Below are 24972 nucleotides of genomic sequence, written 5' to 3'. Positions count from 1 at the left end.
TTTCGGAAAAAAGTTCAACAGATTTCTGATCGAAAAATCGAACACAAGCACAAGGTTACTAAGTCTACGAAATCGTTAAGGCTTTCCAAAAGCAAGTCTCCCGCCTGAAAGAGAAAATCGTGGTCCAAGTTCAGGTAGGGGATGAATTTCAGCCTACTAAGAGATCCTTGGTTGTAATATGTATAAAGAAAAAAGCTCGATTCGATTGTTCTTTTGTCACAAAGAATTGAGACCATATCGATTAACAAAGCATAGAAAAAAGCAGCCAGCGGCTGCTTTTTTGCAATTTTATTAATCTATTAATTTTCAATTTTAAATTGAATTGTATAATTGGTAGTTCCACCACTATTCGTTAATTCAGCTCCAACTGTTAAAGTGCTATTATCGCTGTCTCCGTCTAATTGCGCAAGAATTGGGAAGATATTTGTTTTAAATCCAGATGTACCTCCCATTGCATTAATGATTTTTTGTAAATCGATCACAGCCGCATTAAAAATTTGATCACGTGGCACGTTGGAAACAGCTAAGATACCAAACACTTTAATAAAATCATTTTTAGTAAATTTCTCTAATATTACATCATAATCTCCTTGCTCATAAGCTTGCCATAGAGCGTCTTTTTCATTATGGCTATTAATTACACCTTTTAACAAATCTTTCGTATCCTGATCCTTCTTAATTTCGTCTAAAATTTTGTCAAAGTCAATAGCTTCATAAACCTTTGACTTACTCACATTAGGATTTTCTAGTAAAGTCTTAATCGTACCAAAGTTGAGATTATCTACATCCATTTTTGAAATATCTATTAAGTTTATTGTATTTGTGCCTTGTACTAATTTAAAATCTCCTAATGTACCTAGATTTGGTATATTTATTTTGAAACTGCTGGCTTGGGTTACATTAAGAGTTGCTGAGAAAAGATCATCTTTATTATCATTAATATCTTTTAAGTTTACACTGAATGAATTACCAGGCTGGTTGATTTTGTAATTGCCAATTGAGATTTCTGCGATCGTTGCTTTTGGAGTGACAGTTCCGCCACCTCCACCACCGCCTCCACCACCAAATACAGGTACGTCAGGGTTTTGTTTGTCATTGATTTTAGTGATGGAATTTTTCACTTCATCATAGTTTGTAATGATATCTTTTACATCCACATTTTCTGGAATGACGAGATTTTCAATTTTTGTTCCAGGAGCTAGCGTTATTTTTACTGGTTTCACTAATTCAAGATTACCAATGCTTGTTCCGTCAATAGAGATTTCTTTTGTTGTATCAACAACTACATGTTCTACTTTGACCTGTAGATTTAGTTTTTCAACGTCACCTGTTACAGTAAGTTTAGGAAGAACAACATTTTCATCGCCCACAATGGTAGCATTGCTCGAAACGACTAAGTCTTCCACTGTTGAATTTCCTGTTATTTCTACTCGAACCTCTGGTTTTCCTACTTCTACGTTTTTAAATTTACCATTTAAGACGACTGTATTGCTATCCCCACCATTAATGATTGTTTTGCCTGCAACGGTAAGGTTTTCAGAGTAAAAATCGTGCTGCACTTGGTTCGTAATTTCAAAATCGCCGCCAACTTTAACATTTTTAACAGTAACAAAGTCTCCGGCGATGATTAAGTTGCCGTCAATCGTCTGATTTGCTCCGTCTAAAACAATGTTTCGGCTGAATTCTTTTTCACCGCTTTGGGCAGCTTGTCCACTCGCTGTAATTTTTAAAGATAAGATTTTTGTAATTTGTTGGTTTGAAACAGAGAAAGTGACAAAGGCATTTTTTAAGACTGTGCTATTGGCAGCATTCAAGATGCCTTTTACTTGATCAGAAATTTGATAAGTTACGCCATTAATTGTAACTCCTTCGTTTGTGACAGCCTCAATTGTACCTGTCTCTCCTTGAGCTAATAGACCTTTACTGTCAGCACGATGTAAAAATACAACTGCTTCCGCCCGCGTTGTATTGTCGTTTGGTGCAAATGTTGTTTCTGTTTTACCAGCAACTAGTTTTGATTGATAGAGAGCTGCAACAACTTCTTTGTACCATGCATTTTCAGGTACATCTTTAAATGGCAAAGGAACAGAAGGGTCAGCTGAAAGGTTGCAAACTCTAGTAAGTAAAGCAGCAATTTCAGCACGTGTAATTTTTTTATTAGGTTGGAAGGTTCCGTCTTCATAACCTTTTACAAGTCCCATATTAGCAAGTGCTGCAACGGATTTATAATACCAAGCATTTGTATCTACATCTTTGAAGTTTGGATTATTTACAGAACTTGTATCTAAGTTTAATATTTTTACGAGAAACGCTGAGAACTCTGCGCGTGTAACAGCTCCATTTGGTTTAAAAGTACCATCAGGATACCCGCTGACAACACCTTTTTTCACAAGGTCTTGTACTGCTTCAAAATAGTAGGCATCTTTTGATACATCTTTAAAAGAATTTTCAGCTGCATCTGCCACAAAGCTTCCACTTACTGGTGATACAACAACTGCCGCAGATACAGTTGAGGCAATCAATTTCTTTGGATCTAATTTTTTTGAAGATTTATTGCCCATTTTACCAATCACTCCTTTTTATTCTTTGGAATAGCATTCTATTTTTTTTCTACTAGAAAAGCTGTAGAAATTCAGAATATATGTAAGTTTACTTTGCGATTCCAGGAAGTCTCAAATTGTTCAAGTTTTGGGAAAATCAATACTTATTCAGGATTATACCATAAAATAGTATAAATGTAATATGTATTCTAACATATTCTACCTATATATATTACTAAAGGTCTTGCATAAAAAAAACAATGCTCCCCAATATATGAAAGGGGAAGCATTGTCGTGTTTATTATTATCTAAGTAATACGAATAAGGGCCTACGATGGAATCTATTCCAAGAATTTGGAATAAGGTCCTACTAATGAATCGAATGTATCTTTCACAACTTTTGCATGATCTTCTGAATAGCCGTTACTTTTTAAATCATTTACTAACTCATTATAAATATTGTTAAATGAGGATTCATAATATTTATATTTCTCTTTTCCTTGATTTAAAGCTTCTGAGAATTCTATTTTATTATAGACAAAGTCGGTTAACAGATTGTTAAAATCAGTTTCTGCTTTATTTTTTAATTGTTCAAAATCATCTTTATAACTATTTAGGATGCTATCGGCAGATGGTTTTCCAACCGCACCACCTCCGCCGCCTCCACCAGGTGTTAAGCTAGGATCTTTGTATTCAGGGTTCGTTTCATTATTTGTTTTTTCAATATTATTTTTTCTGTCATTAAAGTTCGTAATGACATCAGTTGCTTGTATGCCGTATGGTAATTGAAGGTGACCGATGGCTGTATCGAAGCCTAGGCTAAATTTTGCACCTTTTTCTACTTTTAGCTGTGCAATTTTATTTTTGATTTGTAGGGCAAGATTGGCATTTTGCTTTAATTGCAGTTCTTTTATGAATGCATTTCCTTTAATTGTTGCTGCTTGATTATTTTGGACTTCTACCATTTCAAATGGACCGTCAAGTTGAACGTCATTTGAACCGTTTTGAATGATCGTTTTTTGGATTGTAGATTGTTCGTCCGCTGCAATATGGGCATTTGTATGAATATTTAATTGATTAATCGATGTCTTTCCTTTTGTTTCGATTCGCACGCCTTTTTTATTGACGGCAACGATGCCAAGTTTTGCATTTTTGAATACAACCGTATTGGAATCACCGCCGCTTACGATCGTTTGACCTTTGACTGTTATATTTTCAGAATAAAAATCATTTGCAAGGTTTGGTGTGATTTCTAAATCTCCCTCAATGGTCACATTTTTGATCGTTATATAGTTGGCATTTACTTTCAATGTGCCAGCAATCGTATTTCCTTTTCCGTCTAAAACAAGGTTATTGCTGAACTCTTGTTGACCGTTTGCAGCAGGTTGTCCACTTGTGTTTAGTTGCAAATATGTAATTTTCGTAATGGTACCATTGTTTTCTTCGAGCTTGATTTCAGCATTTGCTAATATTTTTGCATTCTCTTTGTTAAAGATACCGGATAGTGAAGCAGGGATTTTATAGGTAGTACCAGCAATTGTTACAGTGTTGTCTTCATTTATTTCAATTGTAGATTTTTTAGTTTCGTCACTATTGTTTTTTGCTTCGTTTACTTTTTGAATGAATGCAGCAATTTCCCCGCGTGTAACTGGATCGTTTGGTGCAAATTTAGTTTGTGATTTGCCTGAAGTAATATTGTTTTTATAGAGTGTTTGTACTGCACCAGCAAACCAGCTAGTTGGCGGTACATCTGTAAAAGGTGTTTGTTCACCTTCAATATTTGCTTGTATTCCGTATGCTTTTACGAGCATGCTTGCCATTTCAGCGCGGGTGATCGTTTTGTTTGGCCCAAACGTACCATTTTCATAACCGCTGATGCCGCCTGCTTGTGAAAGTGCCATCACTGGTTCATAATACCAATCACCTTTTTTGACGTCTTTAAAATTGGTAGAGGTTTCTGTTGGTGCTTCAAGGCCTAAATCATAAGCTAGCATTTTGGCAGCTTCTGCTCTTGTGACAGCTTTGTTCGGTTTAAATGTGCCGTCGTTATAGCCACCGATGACACCTTTTTCTGATAGATGCTGCACTGCTTTTTCATAGAATGCTCCTGAAGGAATATCTTTAAATTTAGATGCCGCTTGAGCATTCTCTGAAAAGAAAGGCGTAGCGGCTGCAGTAATGAAAAAGGCAGAAGCAACAGTTGTCGCCAATTTCTTTTGAAAATTCTTTTTATTTTTCATTGAATACCTCCTGAATGGTAAGATTTGATCTATAAGTAAAAAAATAGAGTAGGGGACGAACAATTCGTTCCCTCATCTTTTTACTATTCTACCAGATTTTATATAGTAGGAAAATTGTAAGTGTATACGAATAGTATAAAAGATTGATTCCTTTCGGTCTGTGATATTCTTGTTAATATTTTTTGCAGAGGGTAATTGATAGATTGGAAAAGTATTGACAACAAATAGTGATAATGCTTACAATCTTGGGACAGGAAAAGTTGGCGTGTGCTAGACTTTGCGCTAAAGATATAATTACGATGTTGGAAAATGTAGAATAAGCAATAATTGGTTATACCATTAACAGTAAGGTTTAAATGTACTTTGTTGAAGAAATATTGAATAAGCCGTTGATAGGAAATAGGAATTTTTTACGTTAGAAGATTTTATAAAATAGCAGTAATGATGTGCGAACACCGATAGGGAATAGATGCGTTTTGATGAGAGAAATTGTAGAATTGCAATAGCAGCGATACGACGAATGAGTAGAAGTAAGTGCTTTTGCCGAACAATCAATAGCTATGACTGCGCGATCTATCACAGTAATAATTTAAAAAGATTGTAGGGATCAATAGCAACGGTCACACGATCGATGATAGGGAATTGGGTTTATGTTTCTAAAAAGGAATAAGAATTTGGTATCTATCATTATGTGTTGGAAAATGAACCATTGTGTGCTTAAAAAGTTGAGGCGGGGGAGAGTAAACGATGAAAAAATTAATTTGGACAATACTGATTTTATTAGTTTTGGCAATTGGTGGCTCAGCCTATTATTTTTTAAAGGTAAAAACTTATGATATTAGTCAAGATAAGGAACTTGAAGCCATCACTGAGGAAAATTATGAGATTGCCTTGCCTACGGATACGAATAGTAATACTTCAGGAGAAAATGATCCAGTGGAAGGAAATACGGAGGAAGACAAGGAGAGTATTGATTCTGGAAATTCGGATGGCACTAGCCAATCATCAGCGAATCAAAAGGCTACTGTAGCATCTATTAAAGAAAAATATCGTCCTGCGTTTGAAAGTTTGCAAGCGCAAGCCAATAGTAAAATCAATGCGTTAGTAGCACATGCGATTCAAGAATATAGAGACATGAGAGCGAGCGGAGAGGAAATTTCTTATTCTTATTTTCTAACAAAGTATAAAACAGCAGGAGAAGCGTTGGAAGCGAAAACAGATCAAGCTTTTGAAACGATTTTCTCCGCATTGCAGAAAGAGTTGAAAGAAAACGGTTTTGATCCGAACGAAGCAAATGATGTGCGTGATGCTTATGAAGCAGCGAAAAAAGAAAGAAGAAAAGCTTTATTGTCAAGTGCATTGGAGAAATTTTAATAGAGTTGTGGCGGGGCTTTCCGAAAAGTAGAAAGCCCTTAATGTTTATATACGAATGTAAAAAAGGAAAGAGGGGCGCTGCAACATTTTAGCCCCCCGATAAAAAGCAATAATTGATTTTGATTTTCACGCTGTCAATAATTGACTGGCTGACTTTCGGTACTCGATAAAAACCAATGGTTGATTTTAATCCATTTGCGCATCATTGATTGTTATGGACGTACTGGCTTGCCTTATTATGAAATGTATCATCGTTTAGTACTTCTTCATACATTTGCATCGCTCTGATTGCTTTCGGGAAGCCGGCATATGGAACGCAATGGATGATAATATTCTTTATTTCGTCTTCTGTTAGTCCAATATTGTGAGCGGAGTGAAAATGCACTTTAAGTGCCTCGATTTCTCCTTGTGATATAAGAGATGAAAGGGTAATGAGCACTTGGTCTCTCTTTGACAAAGCTTTTAAAGAATATATATCTCCAAAAGCAAATTCAGTAATAAAGTTGGCTAGTTCCAAAGAAGTATCTGCCAATTTTTCAACGGCTTTTATTCCAACTTCGCCTGAAATGGCCCGTAAATTCTCTAGTCCGCGTTCTTTTCGAGTAGTCATTTTTCGTCACCTTCCAACATAAGACGATAGCTTGAACAAAATTTCATCAATAGTCGACAAGAATCCTTTCAATCTATCGATTAAAATTTACAAAATTTTACAGCATAAGAGCCAAAACGAGGTGGCCATGAACAGAATCGATCAATTCTGGCAAGTGTAAATTCATATCTTTGATAAATGAGAGTGGTACACAAATGCAAAATCATGTTTTTTTACAGCAAGCAGGAACCTGCCATTTGAGAAAAACCACGAGTTCCGCTATTTATTCTTCTCTCTTTAATGTTGGCGGTATTTCATCAGGGTCAACCATAATTTCAATGATTGTTGGCAATTCACTTTGCAAGCCGTATTGGGTTGCTTTTTCAATGTCTTTTTCATTTAAGCAGCGGAAACCTGGGCATCCCATTGATTTTCCAAAAGAAATGAAATCAACCGCACTTTTATACATCGTATAGTCTGGGCAGTTTAGCCAATACTTCATACCAGTCTCAACCATATGTAATCCACTGTTATTGAAAACATAGAATAAAATCGGGGCACGATGTTCCACTGCTGTCAAAATTTCAGTTCCGTACATGAGCATGCAGCCGTCTCCAGTGATGCACGCAACAGGCTGAGTTTCGTCATTCGCACCGATTTTCGCTCCAATGGCATAGCCAATACCGTTCCCCATAGAGATAAAACGGTCATCAAAATAGAACGTATCTGGCTCGTAAACATCAAAATGTTTGACTGCGAAGTAAGCATGACTGCCAACATCAGCAAAAACTTTCGTATTCTTAGGCAAAAGTTTTCGAATGACTTCGATTGCCTTCGCTGAAGAAATATAAGTTTCTGGCTTATGTTGTTCTATTTGTTCGTTTGTATTTTCGGTGAAAGCCTTTTCAAATGATTCGGAATGCACTTGCCCCTGTTCGTGGAGCATGCTGTTTTCGATCTTTTGAGAGGCTACTTTTTCGACTGTTGCAACAACTTCAGAGAGGACGCTTCTATTGGCATTTTGCATAAGACGTGCATTTTCATTATTCTCGTTAATGAATGTTGCAGTCGTATTGCCTCTGTCAGGAGCAATTGCAATGTGATCTGTAAGGGCATTGTCATCGTTTTCTACTTTTACTGTCCTATATTCGTTTTCATGGGCAGTTGCAATAGTTCCCAAAAGGGTAGGGTCAAAGCTGCCTTCTATAGTACTTACCACACGTTCAAATGGGTCGTTCTCTTTGATTTCGACATCTACAGCAGCTGCAACTTCAAAGAGAGCATTTTCATTTTTCTTTTGCAATCCTGCTTCTTCAGCCATTTGCAAAATTTTGTGAAAATTACTTTTTAAATCGCCCGGTACATACAAAGTAGGTCGGGGGATCGATTTGCCGACAAAAGTAGGATCATAATCAAAATGAATGACTTTTTCAGGATAAAACTTTTCTTTAAATCCTGCTAAAGCCATGTCATGTAAAGATGAACCTGCAACGATCATGACATCAACGCCAGATTCTAAATAACGGTCTGCTTCAATAGAGCCGCCAAGCCCATATACCCCTAATGAAAGCGGGTGGGTTGTAGGAAATGTTCCTTTGCCGCCTCCTGTTGTAATAACTGGTATATTCCATCTCGTTGCAACCTCGAAAATCTCTTTATAGCTGTTCGATGTACGTACGCCTTTTCCTAAAAGGAAAACCGGCCTTTGCGCTTCGTGTATGAGGTGCAATACTTCCTCAAGATTTGCTGCAATCGTATGTTGTACTTTAGGAAAGTCTATGTTAAAAGGCGTAATTTCTTCAAATAAAACATCGAGCGGTAGGGAAAGGTGAACCGGTCCTTTCACACCTGTAAAAGCACGTTCAACCGCATACCTTAAATGACTTTCAAATGAATCTCCTCGTTCGACTCTAGCGCTGTATTTCGTCACAGGCTCGAACATTTTCACTAAATCTGCTCCAAAAATAGAAGAATCTTGACTGTATGATTTGCCAATCTTTCCTGCCGACATTTGTCCAGTAATAAATAACACTGGTGCTTGATGCGCCATAGCTTGTCCAGCTGCAGTAATCATATTCGTTCCGCCTGGTCCTGCTGTTGCAAAAGCAACACCTAATGTTTTTCTTTCTAGGGCATAGCCTCCAGCTGCATACCCTGCGCCGGTTTCGTGTTGGTTTAATACAAATTTGATGCCTTGCCTTGTCATTTCTTTAATAAGCGGCCCTACAGGTCTTCCGGGAATTCCGAAAATATGCATCACATTCCAGGTTTTTAATTGTTTCATTAACATTTCTAAAACTGTCGCCATTAAAAATCCCCCCGTGTATAAAAACAAATTAATTGTCCTCTTGGACTGAAAAAGGCAATTTGATTGTAAAAATTGACCCTTCATTTTTTTTCGTTTCCACGGTGATTTCTCCATGATGATTTTTAATAATTCGATGACAAACAGATAAGCCAAGGCCTGTCCCAGATTGTTTTGTTGTTACGAAAGGTTTAAAAATATTAGCAAGTACTTCTTCATCAACTCCTGAACCTTGGTCAATTACGGAAATTTCGATCTGTTTAGTTTCATTATTTTTCATTAAAGTAACGTGAATTTCACCACCTCCGCTCATTTCTTCAATAGCATTTTGCAAAAGATTGATTAACACTTGTTTGATTTGATTTTTATCAATATTTATGAATATTTCTTCTTCATTGTGATCTGTAAAAAAGATCGATACATTATGAAGAATCGCTTCGCTTTTCATGAATTGAATCGTTTCTGAAAGCAAAGTTTGGATATGAACTTTCGATTTGCATGGTGCTTCTGGTTTAGAAACAAGGACAAAGTTGTTAATAAGCTCTTTTACTCTTTCAAGTTCTTCGTTAATGATTTTGAAATAAAGGTTCGCATTTTCACAATTACAGTTTTTCTCTAACAATTGCAAAAAGCCGCTAATCGGTGTTAGAGGGTTTCTAATTTCATGGGCAAGGCCAGCGCTTAATTGCCCGATGATGGATAGTTTTTCATTAGCAATGACTTGTTGTTCAAGTTCATATCGGTCGGTTATATCTCGAAATTGGCAAAAGACACCGATGAATTGATCGTCATCGTAAATGGGCAAGGCATCGAATAAACAAACTTTATTTGATTTATCGATATGAAAATGTAATTCGATATTTTCATATTTGGTGTTATCGGTTAGAACGTTTTCAATGTAATGGAAAAATTTATTGAAAGCATCTTTGAATAAATAAATATGATTGCCAATGACATCATTTTTTGTGCAGCCTGTGTAGTTTTCAGCTGCTTCATTAAAATCTGTGATAATCCCGTTATGATCGATGATAATAATTCCATTTTTTGTTGAATTCAAAATAACTTGATTGAACAAATTTAATTTTTTATTTTTTTTATTTAATTCGATTTCTCTTTCAATCGCATCTGTCACCGAGGATACAAGTCCTAAATGAAAAGCTGAAGATTGCTCGACTTTTGTCATTAAAGTGATCGTTCCAGAAATTCCTTCTTCCAATGTGAATTTACAACTGGAACAGCAGTAATTGTAAAGAGCTTTATGGTAATGTTCTTTTCCTTTTACTTGAATGGGCTGGTTATGGTTGAGACATAGATAAATAGAGTTGGTCCCTGTATATTGTTCTTGGAAGCTTACACCTTCCTTAATTTCGATATTTTTCCTCATATCTTCATTGCCCATTACTTTTAGAACATTACACTCATCATCGGTGATAATAACGACTGCTGGTATGTCTTTTAAAAAGAAGAGTAGTTTTCTTACAAAAAAATCTGTCAAGCGAATCAAGTTGGCATAAACTTTTGTTTTCTCTTCAAGCTCTTTCGGTGACAACAGGTGTCTTTGCTGTGGTAATATGTCAGGATTCAGACGATAATTATTTTCGCAATTATACTTAGAGTTTAATAAATACCAAGAATCTGTTATCATCATTTATTTTTCCCCTTTTTCGCTCTATGGAAATACCACCAGTTATAGAATAATAGCAAAAGTAAAAAGATTGTGTCGAAATTTGCTTTTATTCCAAAAATAGTAATATAGTCCTATTATTACTAATTATTGTAAATTTTTTTGTGTAGTTTGTCTATGTGAAAAGTTGTTAAGCTGTTTTTGAAACAGATTATTGGATAGTTGAATGGGTTGGTAAGGTATTTGGGTTTTTTGCCGTGTTGTATGACAGATGGTTCGTCATGTAGTAATACAGTAGGTGGTATAGGATGCTAGGTAGTTGGTTATTACGATGGGGAAGTTAGCGAGGTAATTGGCTGGGGGAGGGGCTGCGCTAATTTTTTGGATACAAAATAGCTTTTTGAACACTGGCCTACCAGGTATTTCGCCTGCCGTCAATAAAAAGGATTGGCGGTTCTGTTCTGTAGGAGGAGTGGTATAATAGGGTATATGACTGTAAAATATGCTTGTTAAGGATTCTGAGTAGTTTCTACGAATTAAATAACCAAATCTTTTAATGTTTCATAAACGAAAGAATAACGATTAAGGAATAGTCTATGAATGGTATACTAGTGTCATAATATAATGCTAGTTTTTATTGAAATTGTGACTAAAACTTTTAAACGAAAGGGTTCGCTCTTAAAGTGGCTAAACTTTTTCAACAAAAGGGCTTGCTCTTTAAGCGGTTAAACGTTTGAAACTGAAAGGTAGATATGTGGAGGGTCGTTTGCACATGGCAATTTTGAAAAATGATTGGGCGCCACTCCTTGAAGGGGAGTTTTCCAAACCTTATTACCAGCGGTTGCGGCAAATTTTAAAGAAAGAATATGAAACGCAAATCGTTTATCCGGATATGTATGATATTTTTAATGCTTTGCATTTTACTTCTTTTGAAGATACGAAAGTTGTCATTATAGGACAAGACCCATACCACGGCCCGGGCCAGGCTCATGGGTTAAGTTTTTCTGTCAAACCAGGAGTGAAAATTCCTCCGTCTTTACAAAATATTTATAAAGAATTGCACGACGATCTAGGCTGTTCAATTCCGAACCATGGCCATTTAGTGGAATGGACGAAACAAGGTGTGTTGTTGTTGAATGCGGTGTTAACTGTTCGGGCCGGATTGCCGAACTCTCATAAAGCGTTAGGATGGGAAATGTTCACGGACAAAGTGATTGAAAAATTGAATGAGCGAAAGAAGCCGGTTGTTTTTATTCTTTGGGGGCAGTTTGCACAGCAAAAGCAGCAGTTGATTACGAATCCGTGGCATTACATTATTAAATCACCACATCCAAGCCCTTTTTCAGCAGCACGGGGATTTTTTGGCAGCAGACCATTTTCTCGAACGAATGCTTTCTTGCGGGAAAACGGTATGGAAGAAATTAATTGGCAGATTTCAAATATTTAAGATGGACTGATTGATGCGGATATAGTTATACCAACTTTAGAAATGTGCTCAAGTTGGCTTTTAAAATAAAAGGAGCAAGGAGAGGTTAGAAATAATCCTCTCCTTTTTTGTTTCATGTTTAGCTAATCAATACCGCCTGTTCAATGTTTACCATTGGACGGGCATTTTTTCGTTGTTAGGCATTTTTACAACATTGTTCTTCTTTTACACCAAAGGCTTTAAAAAGAAAAGAAATTAGGCAAATGCCTGTCAATGAAGAAATAATCAACATAAATCCTATAAATGCACTAAGATAAAGCCAATTCGTGTTAACAAACAAGCCTAACAGAACACTCCCTAGAACTAAAATTCCTGCAATTAAGTTAACAATAGATCCTTTTGTAGGAAAAAGATGCATATATAAAACACCCCCTAGAGTATTTGTATAAATGTATTCGACAAAAAGCTAGTCATTCCTGTTTTTTTGTAAAAAAATGAGGAAAATTTTTTTAAGAGTTGGAGGCGAAAGAACATGAAAATAAGATACATTCAGGGTTGTGAAAGTTGTTTACGTAAGGTCATGAGTGTTTTTGGATTAATTTTTTATTTGGAGCTGAGGATCGCGGACGGAATTAATTTGTTAAATAGATTGGTGTGCAAGTAAATGAATTCTAGATGTTTCATTTAGGAACCAATTGTGAACTTTTTGGGTAAGGGTAGAATTGAATTCACTTTGTTATGGGAGAAAAAATATAAAATTTTTTAAGAAAATAGCAGGAGTCGCATTAAATATTATAGAAAAATTATAAAAAGTTTCTTTTTATTTATATAAGTCTGGAACAAGTTTTAATCAGCTTCAGCCGCTCATGAATGATCGGTGTATGTTAAATATGTACAAAAAAGGAGAAAAAGTTGAAAAAGTTGCTACATGAAATGAGAAGTGATTGCCTGAAAAATCGCTCCTTAAAAGATTTGTACTTTTCAGAAAACAACAGTGGGTTTGATAAAGTGGATCTATGAAGAGAGAAGCGATTGTCTAAACAATTGGACCCTAGAAGTTTAAGGGGTTTTTTATTGAAAACGGTATTCTTAATTAATAAGGTAAGGTTTTGTCTTAAAACTAGATCTACTGCTTGAAATAATTCCCTTTGAGAAATAGAGGAATACTTAAAAACAAGGGTCAAATATAAATAAGGTAGGAGTTTACTAAAAATAAGCTGAGAGATTTGCTCTCATACATGATTTGTGTTTTTTATTAAATCAAGCAGCGAAACATAAGAGACTTACCTTAAAATACATAATCATTATGAAGGGGGAATCACCCGAGATTTTACCGACCATTTGATAGGATTCACAGAAAAATTATTTTAGCATGCTATTTTATATATTTTTAGAGTTCATGACATATTAACGGCTCAAACGTCAAAGGCGGTGACAGAATGAATAATGGAAATCATTCATTTAAAATGAAAAATGAGTTATTGGCTGAAGTCTATAATCATATGGTTTATGGCATGTGTGTTACTAATTCGAAAAATAGAATTTTATATGTTAATCAAGCTTATACGAAATTAACTGGTTATAGTGAAGAAGAAGTAAAAGGAAAAGATCCGAAAATCTTAAGTTCTGGGCTTCACGATAAAGCTTTTTATAGAGAAATGTGGCGAAGCATTCGTCAAAAAGGAATGTGGAAAGGAGAGATTTGGAATAAAAGAAAAAGTGGTGAGTTATTTCTTGAAGAAATTTCGATCTATGTCATAAAAGATCAAGACGGTCGCATCAAAAACTATGTATCTGTATTTCTTGATATTACAGAACGTAAAAAACTAGAGGAACAGCTGAAGTTTTTAGCGTACTATGATAATTTAACGAAATTGCCGAATAGAACTTATTTTTATCAGATCTTAAACGAAACGATGAAAAAAACTACCGATACAAAGTCCATGTGTGCCGTCATTTTTCTCGATTTAGACCGTTTCAAAGATATCAATGATACACTTGGTCATGGAATGGGTGATCAATTGTTGAAGATGGCAGCTAAACGATTGACGAAAGTAATAGGCAGCCATGGAACCGTAGCCCGTTATGGCGGCGATGAATTTGCTATTATCCTTCATGACGTACCTTCCAAATTTACCTGCATGCATGTTGCAAACAAAATTATCAAAAGCTTTTCTAATCCATTTGCATTACATGAATTTGAATTTTTTGTAACACCCAGCATTGGTATAAGTTTGTTTCCGCATGATGGAAATGATGCTGAAAGCCTTGTAAAAAATGCTGACTCCGCAATGTACCATGCCAAGCAAGAAGGAATGAATAATTACAAATTTTATAAGAAAAAATTTATGAAAAAATCGGTTGATCGATTAATTCTCGCAAATGATTTGCGAAGGGCAATCCAAAAAAATGAGTTTCATTTATGTTATCAGCCTCAATTTTCATGCAAAACTGGCGAACTAATTGGTATGGAGGCTTTAATCCGTTGGCATCATCCGAAAAATGGAATCATTTCTCCTAATCTATTTATTCCGATAGCTGAAGAAACGAGAATGATTATTCATATTGACCAATGGGTTTTGAAACAGGTGTGCAAACAAATTAAAGATTGGATTGACATTGGCTTTCATCCGCCAAAAATTTCTGTAAACCTTGCGATGCCTTTGTTTCAACATAAAAATTTGACAAGCATTATTGAATCTATCTTATCGGAAACGGGCATTGATCCATCTTATTTAGTGATTGAACTTACCGAGCGAATTGTGATGGATAACCCTGATGTTGCTTTGGAAAATATTAAAAGGCTAAAAGCAATTGGGCTTAAAATTTCAATGGATGATTTCGGTGTCCATTATTCTTCTTTAAATTATTTAAAATTATTGTCTCCTGATTATTTGAAAATTGATCGAACGTTTATTAAAAATGTTTTAATGGATCAAGACGATCAAGCGATTGTAAAAGCGGTGATCCAGTTAGCTCACCATATGGGATTAACTGTTATTGCAGAAGGTGTGGAAACAGAAGAGCAATATCAATTTTTAAAAGATTATGAATGTGATGGGGTTCAAGGTTTTTATTTTGACCATCCATTGCCATCTAAAGAAGCCGTGAAATATATTTTATAAGGAAGTTTTTGGAGATTATCATACTTCATGTACAAGTACAAAACTGGTATTATAATCTAATTTTTATAAAATATTGGAAAAATAGTAGGGAGAATTTTCATAAATTTCGATATCAAGTATTTTTGTAAAAATTAGCCGGTGGCGGTGAGAACGTATTTTTAAGATCGCGCTTCGTACTTTAATTTCAGCAATATGTTTTTAATTTTGGTTTGGTTTTATTGTTTTGGAGAAAAGTGGTTGATTCTAAGAATTGTAATTTTTTGTGTCTTTCATATTTGTTTGCAGTTCTTAAAAAAGTTATGGAAGACGTTCATGGGAGAACACGATTTAGTACTTTACGACATCGAAATGGTTGAAAGTCAGTTTAAACAATCGTTTGTATTTCTATGTTCATAGATTTTCGGTTTGTTGAAGGTAAGGAAAAGGAGGCCAGGATATAACATCTTTGGCCTCTTTAATATGAATAAAAAATGTGCGATGATCGCACGTTGGTTCTCTTGCTTCATAGATCGGTGTAAAGCCAAATGAGCTAGATTTCGCATCTTTGGGCTTTAGATCCAAATATGGGGCAAATGAGTTGCACTTTCCAAAAAGATGCATTTTTAGGCTCTGGTTCCACGCGCCTTTTAAGATTGTAGGAATCGCATCCCAAGTTTTTTGGATGATGCATAATCAGGGGTTTTCTTTTGCATATTTAATAGTTGAGAGAATGCATCTAACGCTTTTGAGTCAACAATTTGCTCATCAACAATTTAATTTTGATTAAATAGTGCCGATCTGCATTTTGGGCGTTAATATTTTAAGCAAGGCTGCTTTTTTCCCAAATTACTTTTGCTGTCATTCGGGCATTTTTTTTAAGGTGGAATTTTGATTAGCAGAAACCATTGGGATTTCTTTGCACTCCATTTTTAACTTTCTGATTTCGTGGAACTTAAACTAGCAGTAACCATTGTCGATCAAGAAACGGACCTCGATTTAATATTAAAGAGGTAGATTTTCGACCGGTTGAGTCAGGTAGTCGCAAGCTTTCCGCCCCACCATTAAAGTGGCGGGTTTTCGACACCAATGTGAATCCAATCTTCTTTTGGCGGTCCATAAACTCCAAAAGGTTTTAATCCTGCTTGGCGTATTAAGATTGTAGCTTGTCCCCGATGATGAATTATATGTTTAATGAGTCCCATCAAAATTTGCGCATTTGTTTCTTCTCTTCCAAATGCAATTTGAACTTCCTTCAATGTTTCGTCTGTCCATTGTTCTTCAATGGCTTTTGCTGCAGAAGAACTAACTTGTTTAAATGTCTCTACAATTTCTTTAGCTGAGGTAGGGACATTTTCTGCATTTTTGACTAAATCTATTTTTAACCCGAAATGAGCTAAATAATCTGGAATATTTGTTGTTAAATGCCAAACAATTCTTCCTAAAGTACGCCCTTCTGGGTAAACTTTTTGATTTAATGATTCATCAGTGAGACCCTCCAAAACTTTTTGAGTGAACATTGCTTCCCAATTCCACTCTCTAATAAAATCCGCAATCGTTACATACATATTTAAAACCTCCTATTGTCTTCACTCTAATTTTTTCTTAGGGGACTATTATAAAACATTTGTTCGATTTGATTCAAATTTTTTAATTATGTCTGTCATTAACCGAACTAGTCTTGTACGTATTGTTTTCTTAATTTTGTTCTTTTATAGCTGTATTAGATCCGAAACATTTTGCTAATTTTAGTCCGTCTATATATATTTTTTGGCACATATATCTCGGGATTGTTTTGTCTTTTTGTTTAATTGCAAGTTTTAGACTTGGGATATGAAAAAATAAGGGAAGGGTGGGAAGCATTTAGGAAAAGTCGAATTCATCGCCTTCGTGTTCCGATGTGGGAAATGAAGGAAGGGTGGGAAGAAGTCTGTCTACATTATTTTATATCGCAAATTTTTCCCTGTTGGCGGAAAGGGCTATTTAAAATTAAAACCGGAGATAATCTTTTTTAAATCCGATTATTCCAATTGACATTTATATATTAAATGATTAATATTTTATAATATATGAATATAACAAAATATTAACAAAATATGGAGGAATTTTTAGTGGACACTGTTTTTATTGTTATTAATATAGCAGTTTTCTTCTTGTTGTTAGTAGCTTTATTTTTTATGCAGAAAAAACATGTCTCATTTTCAAAGCGTGTTTTTGCTGGATTAGGTTTAGGGATTGTTTTTGGTTTTATTCTGCATCTAATTTATGGAACACAATCAGACGTAATTACAACTTCAATTGATTGGTTTAATATTGTGGGAAGCGGCTATGTGAAGCTTTTGCAAATGGTCGTTATGCCGCTTGTGTTCATTTCAATTGTTGGAGCTTTTACACGTCTAAAAGTTACGAAAAACATTGGAAAAATCAGTTTTCTAGTTATTGGTCTTTTGTTATTTACGACTGGTATTTCAGCTGCGATCGGCATAGGGTCAACGCTTGGATTCGGTCTTGATGGCGTTCAGTTGACAGAAGGTGAAGCGGAGGCAGCACGGAATGCTGAACTTCAAGAAAAAGTTGTTTCAGTAGAAGGTTTGACGATTCCGCAGCAAATTCTTCAAATGATTCCAAACAACCCGTTTGCTGATTTAACGGGAGCGCGCCCAACATCAACAATTGCTGTTGTGATCTTTGCAGCTTTCATTGGTGTGGCTTATCTTGGAGTGAAAAGGAAAGAGCCGGAAAGTGCAGAGTTTTTTGCAAAACTAGTTGATTCTATCTATTCAATTGTCATGCGTGTCGTTACGTTAGTATTGCGTTTAACACCATATGGAATTTTTGCGTTGATGACAAAAGTGGCAGCAACAAGCAACTATGAAGCGATTGCGAAGTTAGGTACATTCGTCATCGCATCTTATGTGGCATTAATTCTTATGTTTGTTGTGCATTTGTTGTTAATTTTATTTGCAAAGTTAAGCCCGGTTCATTATGTGAAAAAAGCATTGCCAACGTTGACATTTGCTTTTACATCTCGTTCCAGTGCCGGAACTTTGCCATTAAATATTAAAACGCAAACGAAGGATCTTGGCGTTTCAGAAGGGATCGCCAACTTTGCAGGTCCATTCAGCCTAACAATTGGCCAAAATGGATGCGCGGGCATTTATCCAGCTATGCTTGCAGTGATGGTAGCACCAACAGTAGGTATTGATCCAACAAGTCCGTCATTTATTATTACGCTTATAATTGTTGTGATGATCAGTTCCTTCGGTGTTGCTGGCGTCGGCGGTGGAGCAACTTTCGCATCCTTAATTGTATTGTCTGTTATGAACTTGCCAATTGAAATTGTCGGTTTGTTAATTTCAGTAGAACCGCTTATTGACATGGGACGTACAGCATTGAACGTAAGCGGAAGTATGACAACAGGCGTCCTCACAAGTCGCATCGTCGGCGAATTCGACGAAAATGTTTATACAAGAAAAGAAATCGTAGAAGCATAACCAAAGTGCCAGAGAAGGTGCCAGAGACGGTACATGAGAGGGGTCAGGCCCCGCCCTGTAGAAGGTGCCGGAGACGGTAGAGGAGAGGGGTCTGACCCCGCCCCGCAGATGGTACTCCAGAGGAGGCAGGCACCCCTGGGGAGGAGTACCGGCAGAAGTGGAAGTTGGGGGTATGACCTCTGCGGGGAGAGGGGCCGGCAGAGGTGCCTGACTCCTCTGGAGTAAAACCGCAGTCTGGGGGTTCAGGGATCAAACCTCTGTTGGGGCAATTTTTTGAAACACATATAATTGCCCCTCATTTGCAACGCAATTGACTTCATCATTGATGTTAACCTTTTCTTTTATCCGTCCGGTAATTCGGACACCATCTTGTAAATCAACTAATGCAACTGTGTAAGGGGTGAGGTGTGCTTGTTCTTTTGCAGCTACATGAATTGTTGTAAAGGAATAGACTTTGCCTCTCCCACTAATTTTTTTCTGTTCGAATTCTGTGTGATGGCATTTAGGGCAAAGCCACTTCGATTGCACGAATTTTTTTCCACAATGAACACATTCATGAACTATAATTTTCTCCAATCAACTCACTCCTTCCAAAATATGAACGACTGAATAAGCACCAGTTCCACCTAAGTTTTGAGCCAACCCAATCTTAGCCCCTTCGACTTGATTGCAGCTGTTTCCGCGAAGCTGTGAAACAATCTGGATGATTTGAGCAAGCCCGGTTGCTCCAATTGGATGACCTTTTGAAAGGAGGCCGCCGCTTGTATTCACAGGGATTTTCCCACCATGCTTTGTCAGACCTTGTTCAACAGCTTTCCAGCCAGTTCCTTTTTCAAAGAAACCTAGCTCTTCGATGGCTAGAATTTCTGTCATTGAAAAACAATCATGCAGCTCTACCACATCGATGTCTTCAGGTCCCAAACCTGCTATTTCATAGGCTTGACTAGCCGATTCTCTAACAGCAGGCAAGCTTAATAAATCTTCCATTTCCTGCATCTGTGTTATTCCTGTTGCTTGAGCTGAAGCTCTTACGACAACCCCGTTTTCTCCTTTTGAAAGCACAACCGCAGCAGCTCCATCCGTTGTAGGGGAACAATCAAACAAGCCTAATGGATCGGTAATCATCCGAGCTGACATGATTTCTTCAATAGTAGTAGGACTCCTAAATTGTGCTTTTGGGTTGTTCATTGCATATTCGCGATTTTTTAGAGCAACCATTGCTAAATGTTCTTTCGTTGCTCCAGTTTCGTAAAAATAACGATTGGCCACAGTTCCGAAAAATCCCGGAAACGTTAAACCTGCAACTTTTTCATTTGAATCGTTATCCATTGCAGCATTAATGGCTTTTGTTGTTTCTTCTGTCGTCGTATGTTTCATTTTTTCAACGCCTGCGATTAAAACATTTTCATACTCGCCGTTTTTTACGGCTAAATAACCTTGGCGAAAAGCAATTCCACCTGATGCACAAGCACCTTCTACTTTAAATGCAGGCACAGTGCCCAGACCAAGTTCATTGGCAACAATCGCCCCTAAAATTTCTTGGTTACATAAAGAGCCAGACATAAAATTCCCTATATATACAGCGTCAATCCTAGGGAAATTTGCATCTTTTAAAGCTTCAAAGCAGGCCTCCAACAGCAATGTTTTTAACGGCACTTCATGTTTTCCAAATGCAGTCATGCCTACTCCAACAACACTAACTTTGTTCATAAGGTTGTCTCCTTTAAAAAATTTTTACTGAAGGGAAGGGGATTTCCGACTAGTGGAGATCCCCATTAAAATGCTCACGCTTTAAAAAATTTAAGCACTGATGTGGTCATCAAGATAGCAACTTTCTAAACCATTAAATGACACGCTCTTTTCCTTTTTCATAGTTTTCTATAGTATCTTCATATTTTGATATTTTTCTAGTATCAGGAACAAATAGTGCGAGTACAAGCGATATCGCAAGTCCTGCCATCATAAAGCCTCCGAAAACAGCTGGTGATGGTCCATATTTTTCTGCCATTGGCGTCCAAATCATAGGTCCGAAACCGACAATAGCAGCTGCGATTTGATAGCCAAATGATAAGCCGGTATAACGGACTTTCGCTGGGAAAAGCTCAGAAAAGATCGTTCCTTGTGTTGCAAAAATGGAAGCCCAAACAACTCCGAGCATTACTGCCTGCCCGATATAAAACCATGTTGGACTTTTTCCAGCCATTGAAAAATAAGGAATGGCAAGCAAGAGCAATAAAACTAAACCAGTAATATAAATGGATTTTCTGCCGATAAAATCAGATAAGTATCCGATAATTGGAATCGTAAGAATCATCGTTGCACATCCAATTGTTAAGGCTGTTAATGCAATTTCCTTTGAATATCCTAAATAAGTTGAAGCAAAAACAAGGACAAATGACATTAAAAATACATTGAAGAAACCGTCGCCAAGTTTTAATCCAATTACGTGAAATACGCTTTTTCCATTTTCACGGAATGTTTCTACGATTGGGAACGAAGCAATTTCTCCTCTTTCTTTCTGTTGCTTAAAAGCAGGGGTGTCTTCAATTCCGCCGCGGATCCATAAAGCTAATCCGATAAGAACCACACTAAATAGGAAAGGAATTCTCCAACCCCAAGCTATAAACTGTTCTTCTGATGTTAAATAGCTGATAAATGTTAAACTAAACGAACCGAGTACTAAACCTAATGGTACCCCTAACTGTGGGATTGACCCGTATAGTCCGCGCAAACCTTTTGGTGCATATTCAGTTGCCAATAAAATGGCACCACCCCATTCGCCGCCTAGAGCAATCCCTTGGATAAGCCGCAAGAGCACCAGCAAAGTAGGAGCAACAATTCCAATTTGTTCATAAGTAGGGAGGCAGCCAATCAAAAAGGAACTTCCGCCCATACCGATTAACGTCAACATTAGACTAGCTTTACGGCCTAACTTATCGCCAAAATGGCCAAAGATAATACTGCCGATTGGTCTTGCTGCATACCCGACCCCAAAAGTTGCAAAAGCCAACAATAGGGCAATGGCAGGATCTGAGCTAGGGAAGAAAAGGGTTGAAAATACTAAGCCTGTTGCAGTTCCGTATAAATAAAAGTCATACCATTCAATTACTGAACCAGAAACACTAGCAAACAAAATACGGCTCTTTTTCATAAAATAGACTCCTTTCTAATATGTTTTTTATAGATGATGAAAAATTTGTTTAATTTTATATATTCCGAAAATAATAGACACTTTTCTGTTTCCAAATGTTGAGGTACTATTTTTGTACAAATTCAACCATTGAGAAACATAAGCAAATTAGCATTTAAGAGACCTGCGCAATCCAATCATTAGTAGGAATTTTTAGTATCATAATCCAGTGACCTTCATTTGAGAATCCAGCCTATTTAATCATTGAGAAATAAGGGTAATTCAACATTTAATAGTCTTCAAAACTCAAATCTTTTAATTACACGGTGGCTGCTTTTTCTAGATGCATTTGCCTTATGATGTGTTTTTGTATTTTTCCTACGGCTGTCCGTGGAAATTCATTGACAAACACAATTGAATTTGGAACTTTAAATTTTGCCAAACGATTGCGGCAATATTCAATAAGCTCTTCTTCCGAAATGTTGGCGTTCTCCCGCGGAATGACATAAGCAACAATCGCTTCATCACGCATATCATCTGGAACTCCGATAACTGCTGATTCATAAACGCCAGGGTGGTCTGCGAGTACACTTTCAACCTCATTTGCAGCCACATTTTCACCAGCACGCTTAATCATATCTTTTTTTCGATCAACAAAGTAAAAATATCCATCCTCACCTAGACGACCATTATCTCCGGTGTATAACCATCCGTCAATTAATGTTTCAGCTGTCGCTTGTGGATTTTTGAAGTAGCCCTTCATTAATGTTCTTCCTGGAACCCCTTTTACAATGATTTGCCCCGTCTGTCCGGTAGGAACTTCATTACCATCATCATCAACGATTTTGACTTCATAACCGATGGTTGGTCTACCAATGCTCATATTTTTACGAACTCCATCTATTGGATTCATGAGTGGTACGCCAACAGTTTCTGTCATTCCGTACATTTGCAATAGAGGTACATTAAATTTTTCTTCAAACTCTTTCAGTTGTTCTTCTGAAACTGATTGAGCAAACCATACAACCCTCATGTCATTGTTTCGATCTTCCGGGTCATATTGTTGTGCCAAAATCATCCTAATTGGTGCGGCAAATAAAGAACCAACGGTTGCTTTGAAGTTTTTCGCTTGTTTAAAATACCTTGAAGCGCTGAACCGTTCGGTAATGGCGATACTTGCACCGACAGTAAGTGCCGACATCGTTGAGTAGTATTGCGCATTACCATGGAATAGTGGAAGCACAATGAGCTGCCGATCATCTGGCGTTAGGCGAATCGATTTTGACATTAATTCTCCTGTAAAAATGTAATTGGCATGCGTGATTTGTACGCCTTTAGGTTTGGATGTTGTGCCAGATGTGTATAACATAGCTGCAACATCTTCCGTGTCCAGCGGTACATTTGGCATGTCGCTATTCGCATTTGCCATTAATTTTGCTAAATCAAGGTGTGCATATGTTTCTCCACTATAGCGGGCAAGCAAGATCTCACGCAAGTTTGGAAGCTTTTCACGTATACTTGAGAATTTTTCCAAGTATTGTTCTTCTGTTATCAATAGAACAGATTCGGAATGTTCTAGAATATACTCCATTTCATCCGCAGTCGATAAGATATTCGTTGGCACCATGATTGCGCCAATATTGGCCAATGCAAACCACGAAACCATAAATTCTAAGCAATTTGGCAAATGTAAAGTGACATGCTGTCCTTTTTTAACACCTAAATTGGTAAAAACATTGCTTAAACGATTTACTTGGTCCGCAAATTCTTGATAGGTTAGTTCGAATCTTTGTTGCTTAACATCTTCAAAAAGAAGAAATGTTTTTTCTGGATACATATTCGTTTTCTCATACAATAAGTCGCGCAATGTTCTTTTTCCGATAATATCCATAGTTTTGCAAATCCTCCTTCAATAATTAATTGGTTTTAATGAATAGAAATGTAGCGCTTACAATTGAAAGTATAGGGAAATAATGGTAAACTTACTTTACTGACCGAAGTCGCAGACTGTAGTCACAAACTGTAGTCTTTGAAAAACATTTTAGGTAATTAAAACGTTTTCGTCAACAAAAAAATTTAAGAATTTTATAAAAAATATTGATTACTATATTCGTTTGAATTTAAAATGAATGGAGCTTTTATTCGTTGGAGACGTAGGATTTTAATTGGGCATACGGCATTCTAGGGGAATGAGATATTGGAAAAAGGAGGATCTAGTATATGACATCGTTGACACCAAGGCAAGTGAAAGCCCAGCAAACAAAGAAGAGAATTTTAGAAGTTGCTTTAGAGCTTTTTAGTAAAAAAGGTTTTGACCAAGTGACTGTGGATGAGATTGTCAGTGCATCAAATACATCAAAAGGTGCCTTTTATGTGCACTTTAATTCCAAATATGAAATCTTCTTAGAGAAATTTAAGGAGATTGATGATTTTTACGAAAATTTTATTGAAACATTGCCAAAAGATATGAAATGCAGCGAAAAAATTATGAATTTGGTAAAATCTCAAATGCTTTATTTAAGAGATGATTTAGGAAGAGATTTATTGAGAACCGTTTATATGAGCGCCTTAATTCCAAACCAGCCAAAAACATTGTCAAACACTGATCGCAAGCTCTTCAAGATTATTCATTCCATTGTTCAAGAAGGACAAGAAAAAGGAGAGTTCACCAATCATTTTTCTGTTAAAGAAATAACGATGCTCATTACACGCTGTATGCGCGGCACTTTATATGACTGGTTAATCTTTAATGATGAAAATTTCGACCTCATAGAAGAAAGCCAAAAATTCCTCCGCCCAATCATTGTTAGCATTCAAAATGAAAAATAAAAGCCGGAGATGGTACCGGAGAGGGGTCAGGCACCGGATGGTAGATGGTGCCGGAGACGGTGCAGGAGAGGGGTCAGGCACCGCATGGTAGATGGTGCCGGAGACGGTGCAGGAGAGGGGTCAGGCACCGCATGGTAGATGGTGCCGGAGATGGTGCAGGAGAGGGGTCAGGCACCGCACGGTAGATGGTGTCGGAGACGGTACACCAGAGGGGTCAGGCACCGCACGGTAGATGGTGTCGGAGACGGTACACCAGAGGGGTCAGGCACCGCATGGTAGATGGTGCCGGAGACGGTGCAGGAGAGGGGTCAGGCACCGCA

General features: G+C 36.9%; 16 protein-coding genes. 5 read left to right on the top strand and 11 right to left on the bottom strand.

The features are described 5' to 3' along the window. Positions 1-299: 299 nt before the first annotated feature. Together HR057_RS13170 and HR057_RS13165 are read right to left on the bottom strand one after the other, a co-directional pair. Positions 300-2561, bottom strand: a complete 2262-nt coding sequence (locus HR057_RS13170; RefSeq protein ID WP_173731911.1) for an S-layer homology domain-containing protein — start codon at positions 2559-2561, stop codon at positions 300-302. Between the two features lie 320 nt (positions 2562-2881). Then, positions 2882-4780, bottom strand: coding sequence for an S-layer homology domain-containing protein (locus HR057_RS13165; RefSeq protein WP_173731910.1), 1899 nt, complete (start codon positions 4778-4780; stop codon positions 2882-2884). A 747-nt stretch (positions 4781-5527) separates the two neighbouring features. Between HR057_RS13165 and HR057_RS13160 the strand changes: the two genes are divergently transcribed. Further along, complete coding sequence (locus HR057_RS13160; RefSeq protein ID WP_173731909.1) at positions 5528-6154, top strand: hypothetical protein; 627 nt, start codon at positions 5528-5530, stop codon at positions 6152-6154. A gap of 202 nt (positions 6155-6356) precedes the next feature. On the opposite strand, the gene HR057_RS13155 is transcribed toward HR057_RS13160, so the two are convergent. The 3 genes from HR057_RS13155 to HR057_RS13140 all read right to left on the bottom strand — a co-directional run bounded on the left by HR057_RS13155 (position 6357) and on the right by HR057_RS13140 (position 10696). Further along, positions 6357-6764, bottom strand: a complete 408-nt coding sequence (locus tag HR057_RS13155; protein WP_173731908.1) for a carboxymuconolactone decarboxylase family protein — start codon at positions 6762-6764, stop codon at positions 6357-6359. A 262-nt stretch (positions 6765-7026) separates the two neighbouring features. Beyond that, positions 7027-9051: a thiamine pyrophosphate-binding protein gene (locus tag HR057_RS17110; protein WP_230474447.1), complete on the bottom strand. Its 2025-nt coding sequence runs from the start codon at positions 9049-9051 to the stop codon at positions 7027-7029. A 28-nt stretch (positions 9052-9079) separates the two neighbouring features. After that, entirely contained in the window at positions 9080-10696 is a 1617-nt protein-coding gene (locus HR057_RS13140; protein ID WP_173731907.1) for an ATP-binding protein, read from the bottom strand. A gap of 748 nt (positions 10697-11444) precedes the next feature. On the opposite strand from HR057_RS13140, the gene HR057_RS13135 reads away from it, so the two are divergent. Further along, positions 11445-12119, top strand: a complete 675-nt coding sequence (locus HR057_RS13135; RefSeq protein WP_173731906.1) for a uracil-DNA glycosylase — start codon at positions 11445-11447, stop codon at positions 12117-12119. A 175-nt stretch (positions 12120-12294) separates the two neighbouring features. Here the strand turns inward: HR057_RS13135 and HR057_RS13130 are convergent, their stop codons facing one another. Next, on the bottom strand, positions 12295-12516 hold the full coding sequence (locus HR057_RS13130; protein WP_173731905.1) for a YgaP-like transmembrane domain: 222 nt from the start codon (positions 12514-12516) through the stop codon (positions 12295-12297). A gap of 1021 nt (positions 12517-13537) precedes the next feature. Here HR057_RS13130 and HR057_RS13125 point away from each other — a divergent pair. Further along, entirely contained in the window at positions 13538-15223 is a 1686-nt protein-coding gene (locus tag HR057_RS13125) for a putative bifunctional diguanylate cyclase/phosphodiesterase (RefSeq protein ID WP_173731904.1), read from the top strand. 1040 nt (positions 15224-16263) lie between these two features. On the opposite strand, the gene HR057_RS13120 is transcribed toward HR057_RS13125, so the two are convergent. Beyond that, entirely contained in the window at positions 16264-16767 is a 504-nt protein-coding gene (locus tag HR057_RS13120; RefSeq protein ID WP_173731903.1) for a DinB family protein, read from the bottom strand. A 528-nt stretch (positions 16768-17295) separates the two neighbouring features. Between HR057_RS13120 and HR057_RS13115 the strand changes: the two genes are divergently transcribed. After that, positions 17296-18693 (top strand): L-cystine transporter, encoded by a 1398-nt coding sequence (locus tag HR057_RS13115; protein ID WP_173731902.1) that lies wholly within the window; start codon positions 17296-17298, stop codon positions 18691-18693. Between the two features lie 249 nt (positions 18694-18942). Here HR057_RS13115 and HR057_RS13110 read toward each other — a convergent pair whose 3' ends face one another. The 4 genes from HR057_RS13110 to HR057_RS13095 form a co-directional block, all read right to left on the bottom strand. Then, positions 18943-19269 carry a Zn-ribbon domain-containing OB-fold protein gene (locus HR057_RS13110; RefSeq protein ID WP_173731901.1) on the bottom strand — a complete coding sequence of 109 codons (327 nt, stop codon included), beginning with the start codon at positions 19267-19269 and terminating at the stop codon, positions 18943-18945. Beyond that, complete coding sequence (locus HR057_RS13105) at positions 19270-20403, bottom strand: thiolase domain-containing protein (protein ID WP_173731900.1); 1134 nt, start codon at positions 20401-20403, stop codon at positions 19270-19272. It lies immediately after the preceding gene. A gap of 133 nt (positions 20404-20536) precedes the next feature. Then, positions 20537-21844: an MFS transporter gene (locus tag HR057_RS13100; RefSeq protein WP_173731899.1), complete on the bottom strand. Its 1308-nt coding sequence runs from the start codon at positions 21842-21844 to the stop codon at positions 20537-20539. A gap of 298 nt (positions 21845-22142) precedes the next feature. Continuing rightward, complete coding sequence (locus HR057_RS13095; protein ID WP_173731898.1) at positions 22143-23714, bottom strand: AMP-binding protein; 1572 nt, start codon at positions 23712-23714, stop codon at positions 22143-22145. A gap of 329 nt (positions 23715-24043) precedes the next feature. Between HR057_RS13095 and HR057_RS13090 the strand changes: the two genes are divergently transcribed. Further along, positions 24044-24652: a TetR/AcrR family transcriptional regulator gene (locus HR057_RS13090; protein ID WP_173731897.1), complete on the top strand. Its 609-nt coding sequence runs from the start codon at positions 24044-24046 to the stop codon at positions 24650-24652. The last annotated feature ends 320 nt before the right edge of the window (positions 24653-24972 follow it).

The organism is Calidifontibacillus erzurumensis (assembly GCF_013303125.1).
GTDB lineage: Bacteria > Bacillota > Bacilli > Bacillales > Bacillaceae_J > Calidifontibacillus > Calidifontibacillus erzurumensis.
This window is presented reverse-complemented; position numbering and strand designations above follow the sequence as displayed.

Bases quoted from the DNA above. Each gene is read 5' to 3' on its own strand.
- HR057_RS13170 (WP_173731911.1), bottom strand. From the start codon at position 2,561: ATGGGCAATAAATCTTCAAAAAAATTAGATCCAAAGAAATTGATTGCC.
- HR057_RS13105 (WP_173731900.1), bottom strand. From the start codon at position 20,403: ATGAACAAAGTTAGTGTTGTTGGAGTAGGCATGACTGCATTTGGAAAA.
- HR057_RS13095 (WP_173731898.1), bottom strand. From the start codon at position 23,714: ATGGATATTATCGGAAAAAGAACATTGCGCGACTTATTGTATGAGAAA.
- HR057_RS13135 (WP_173731906.1), top strand. From the start codon at position 11,445: ATGGCAATTTTGAAAAATGATTGGGCGCCACTCCTTGAAGGGGAGTTT.
- HR057_RS13155 (WP_173731908.1), bottom strand. From the start codon at position 6,764: ATGACTACTCGAAAAGAACGCGGACTAGAGAATTTACGGGCCATTTCA.
- HR057_RS17110 (WP_230474447.1), bottom strand. From the start codon at position 9,051: ATGGCGACAGTTTTAGAAATGTTAATGAAACAATTAAAAACCTGGAAT.
- HR057_RS13140 (WP_173731907.1), bottom strand. From the start codon at position 10,696: ATGATGATAACAGATTCTTGGTATTTATTAAACTCTAAGTATAATTGC.
- HR057_RS13160 (WP_173731909.1), top strand. From the start codon at position 5,528: ATGAAAAAATTAATTTGGACAATACTGATTTTATTAGTTTTGGCAATT.
- HR057_RS13120 (WP_173731903.1), bottom strand. From the start codon at position 16,767: ATGTATGTAACGATTGCGGATTTTATTAGAGAGTGGAATTGGGAAGCA.
- HR057_RS13100 (WP_173731899.1), bottom strand. From the start codon at position 21,844: ATGAAAAAGAGCCGTATTTTGTTTGCTAGTGTTTCTGGTTCAGTAATT.
- HR057_RS13115 (WP_173731902.1), top strand. From the start codon at position 17,296: ATGGAGGAATTTTTAGTGGACACTGTTTTTATTGTTATTAATATAGCA.
- HR057_RS13125 (WP_173731904.1), top strand. From the start codon at position 13,538: ATGAATAATGGAAATCATTCATTTAAAATGAAAAATGAGTTATTGGCT.
- HR057_RS13090 (WP_173731897.1), top strand. From the start codon at position 24,044: ATGACATCGTTGACACCAAGGCAAGTGAAAGCCCAGCAAACAAAGAAG.
- HR057_RS13130 (WP_173731905.1), bottom strand. From the start codon at position 12,516: ATGCATCTTTTTCCTACAAAAGGATCTATTGTTAACTTAATTGCAGGA.
- HR057_RS13165 (WP_173731910.1), bottom strand. From the start codon at position 4,780: ATGAAAAATAAAAAGAATTTTCAAAAGAAATTGGCGACAACTGTTGCT.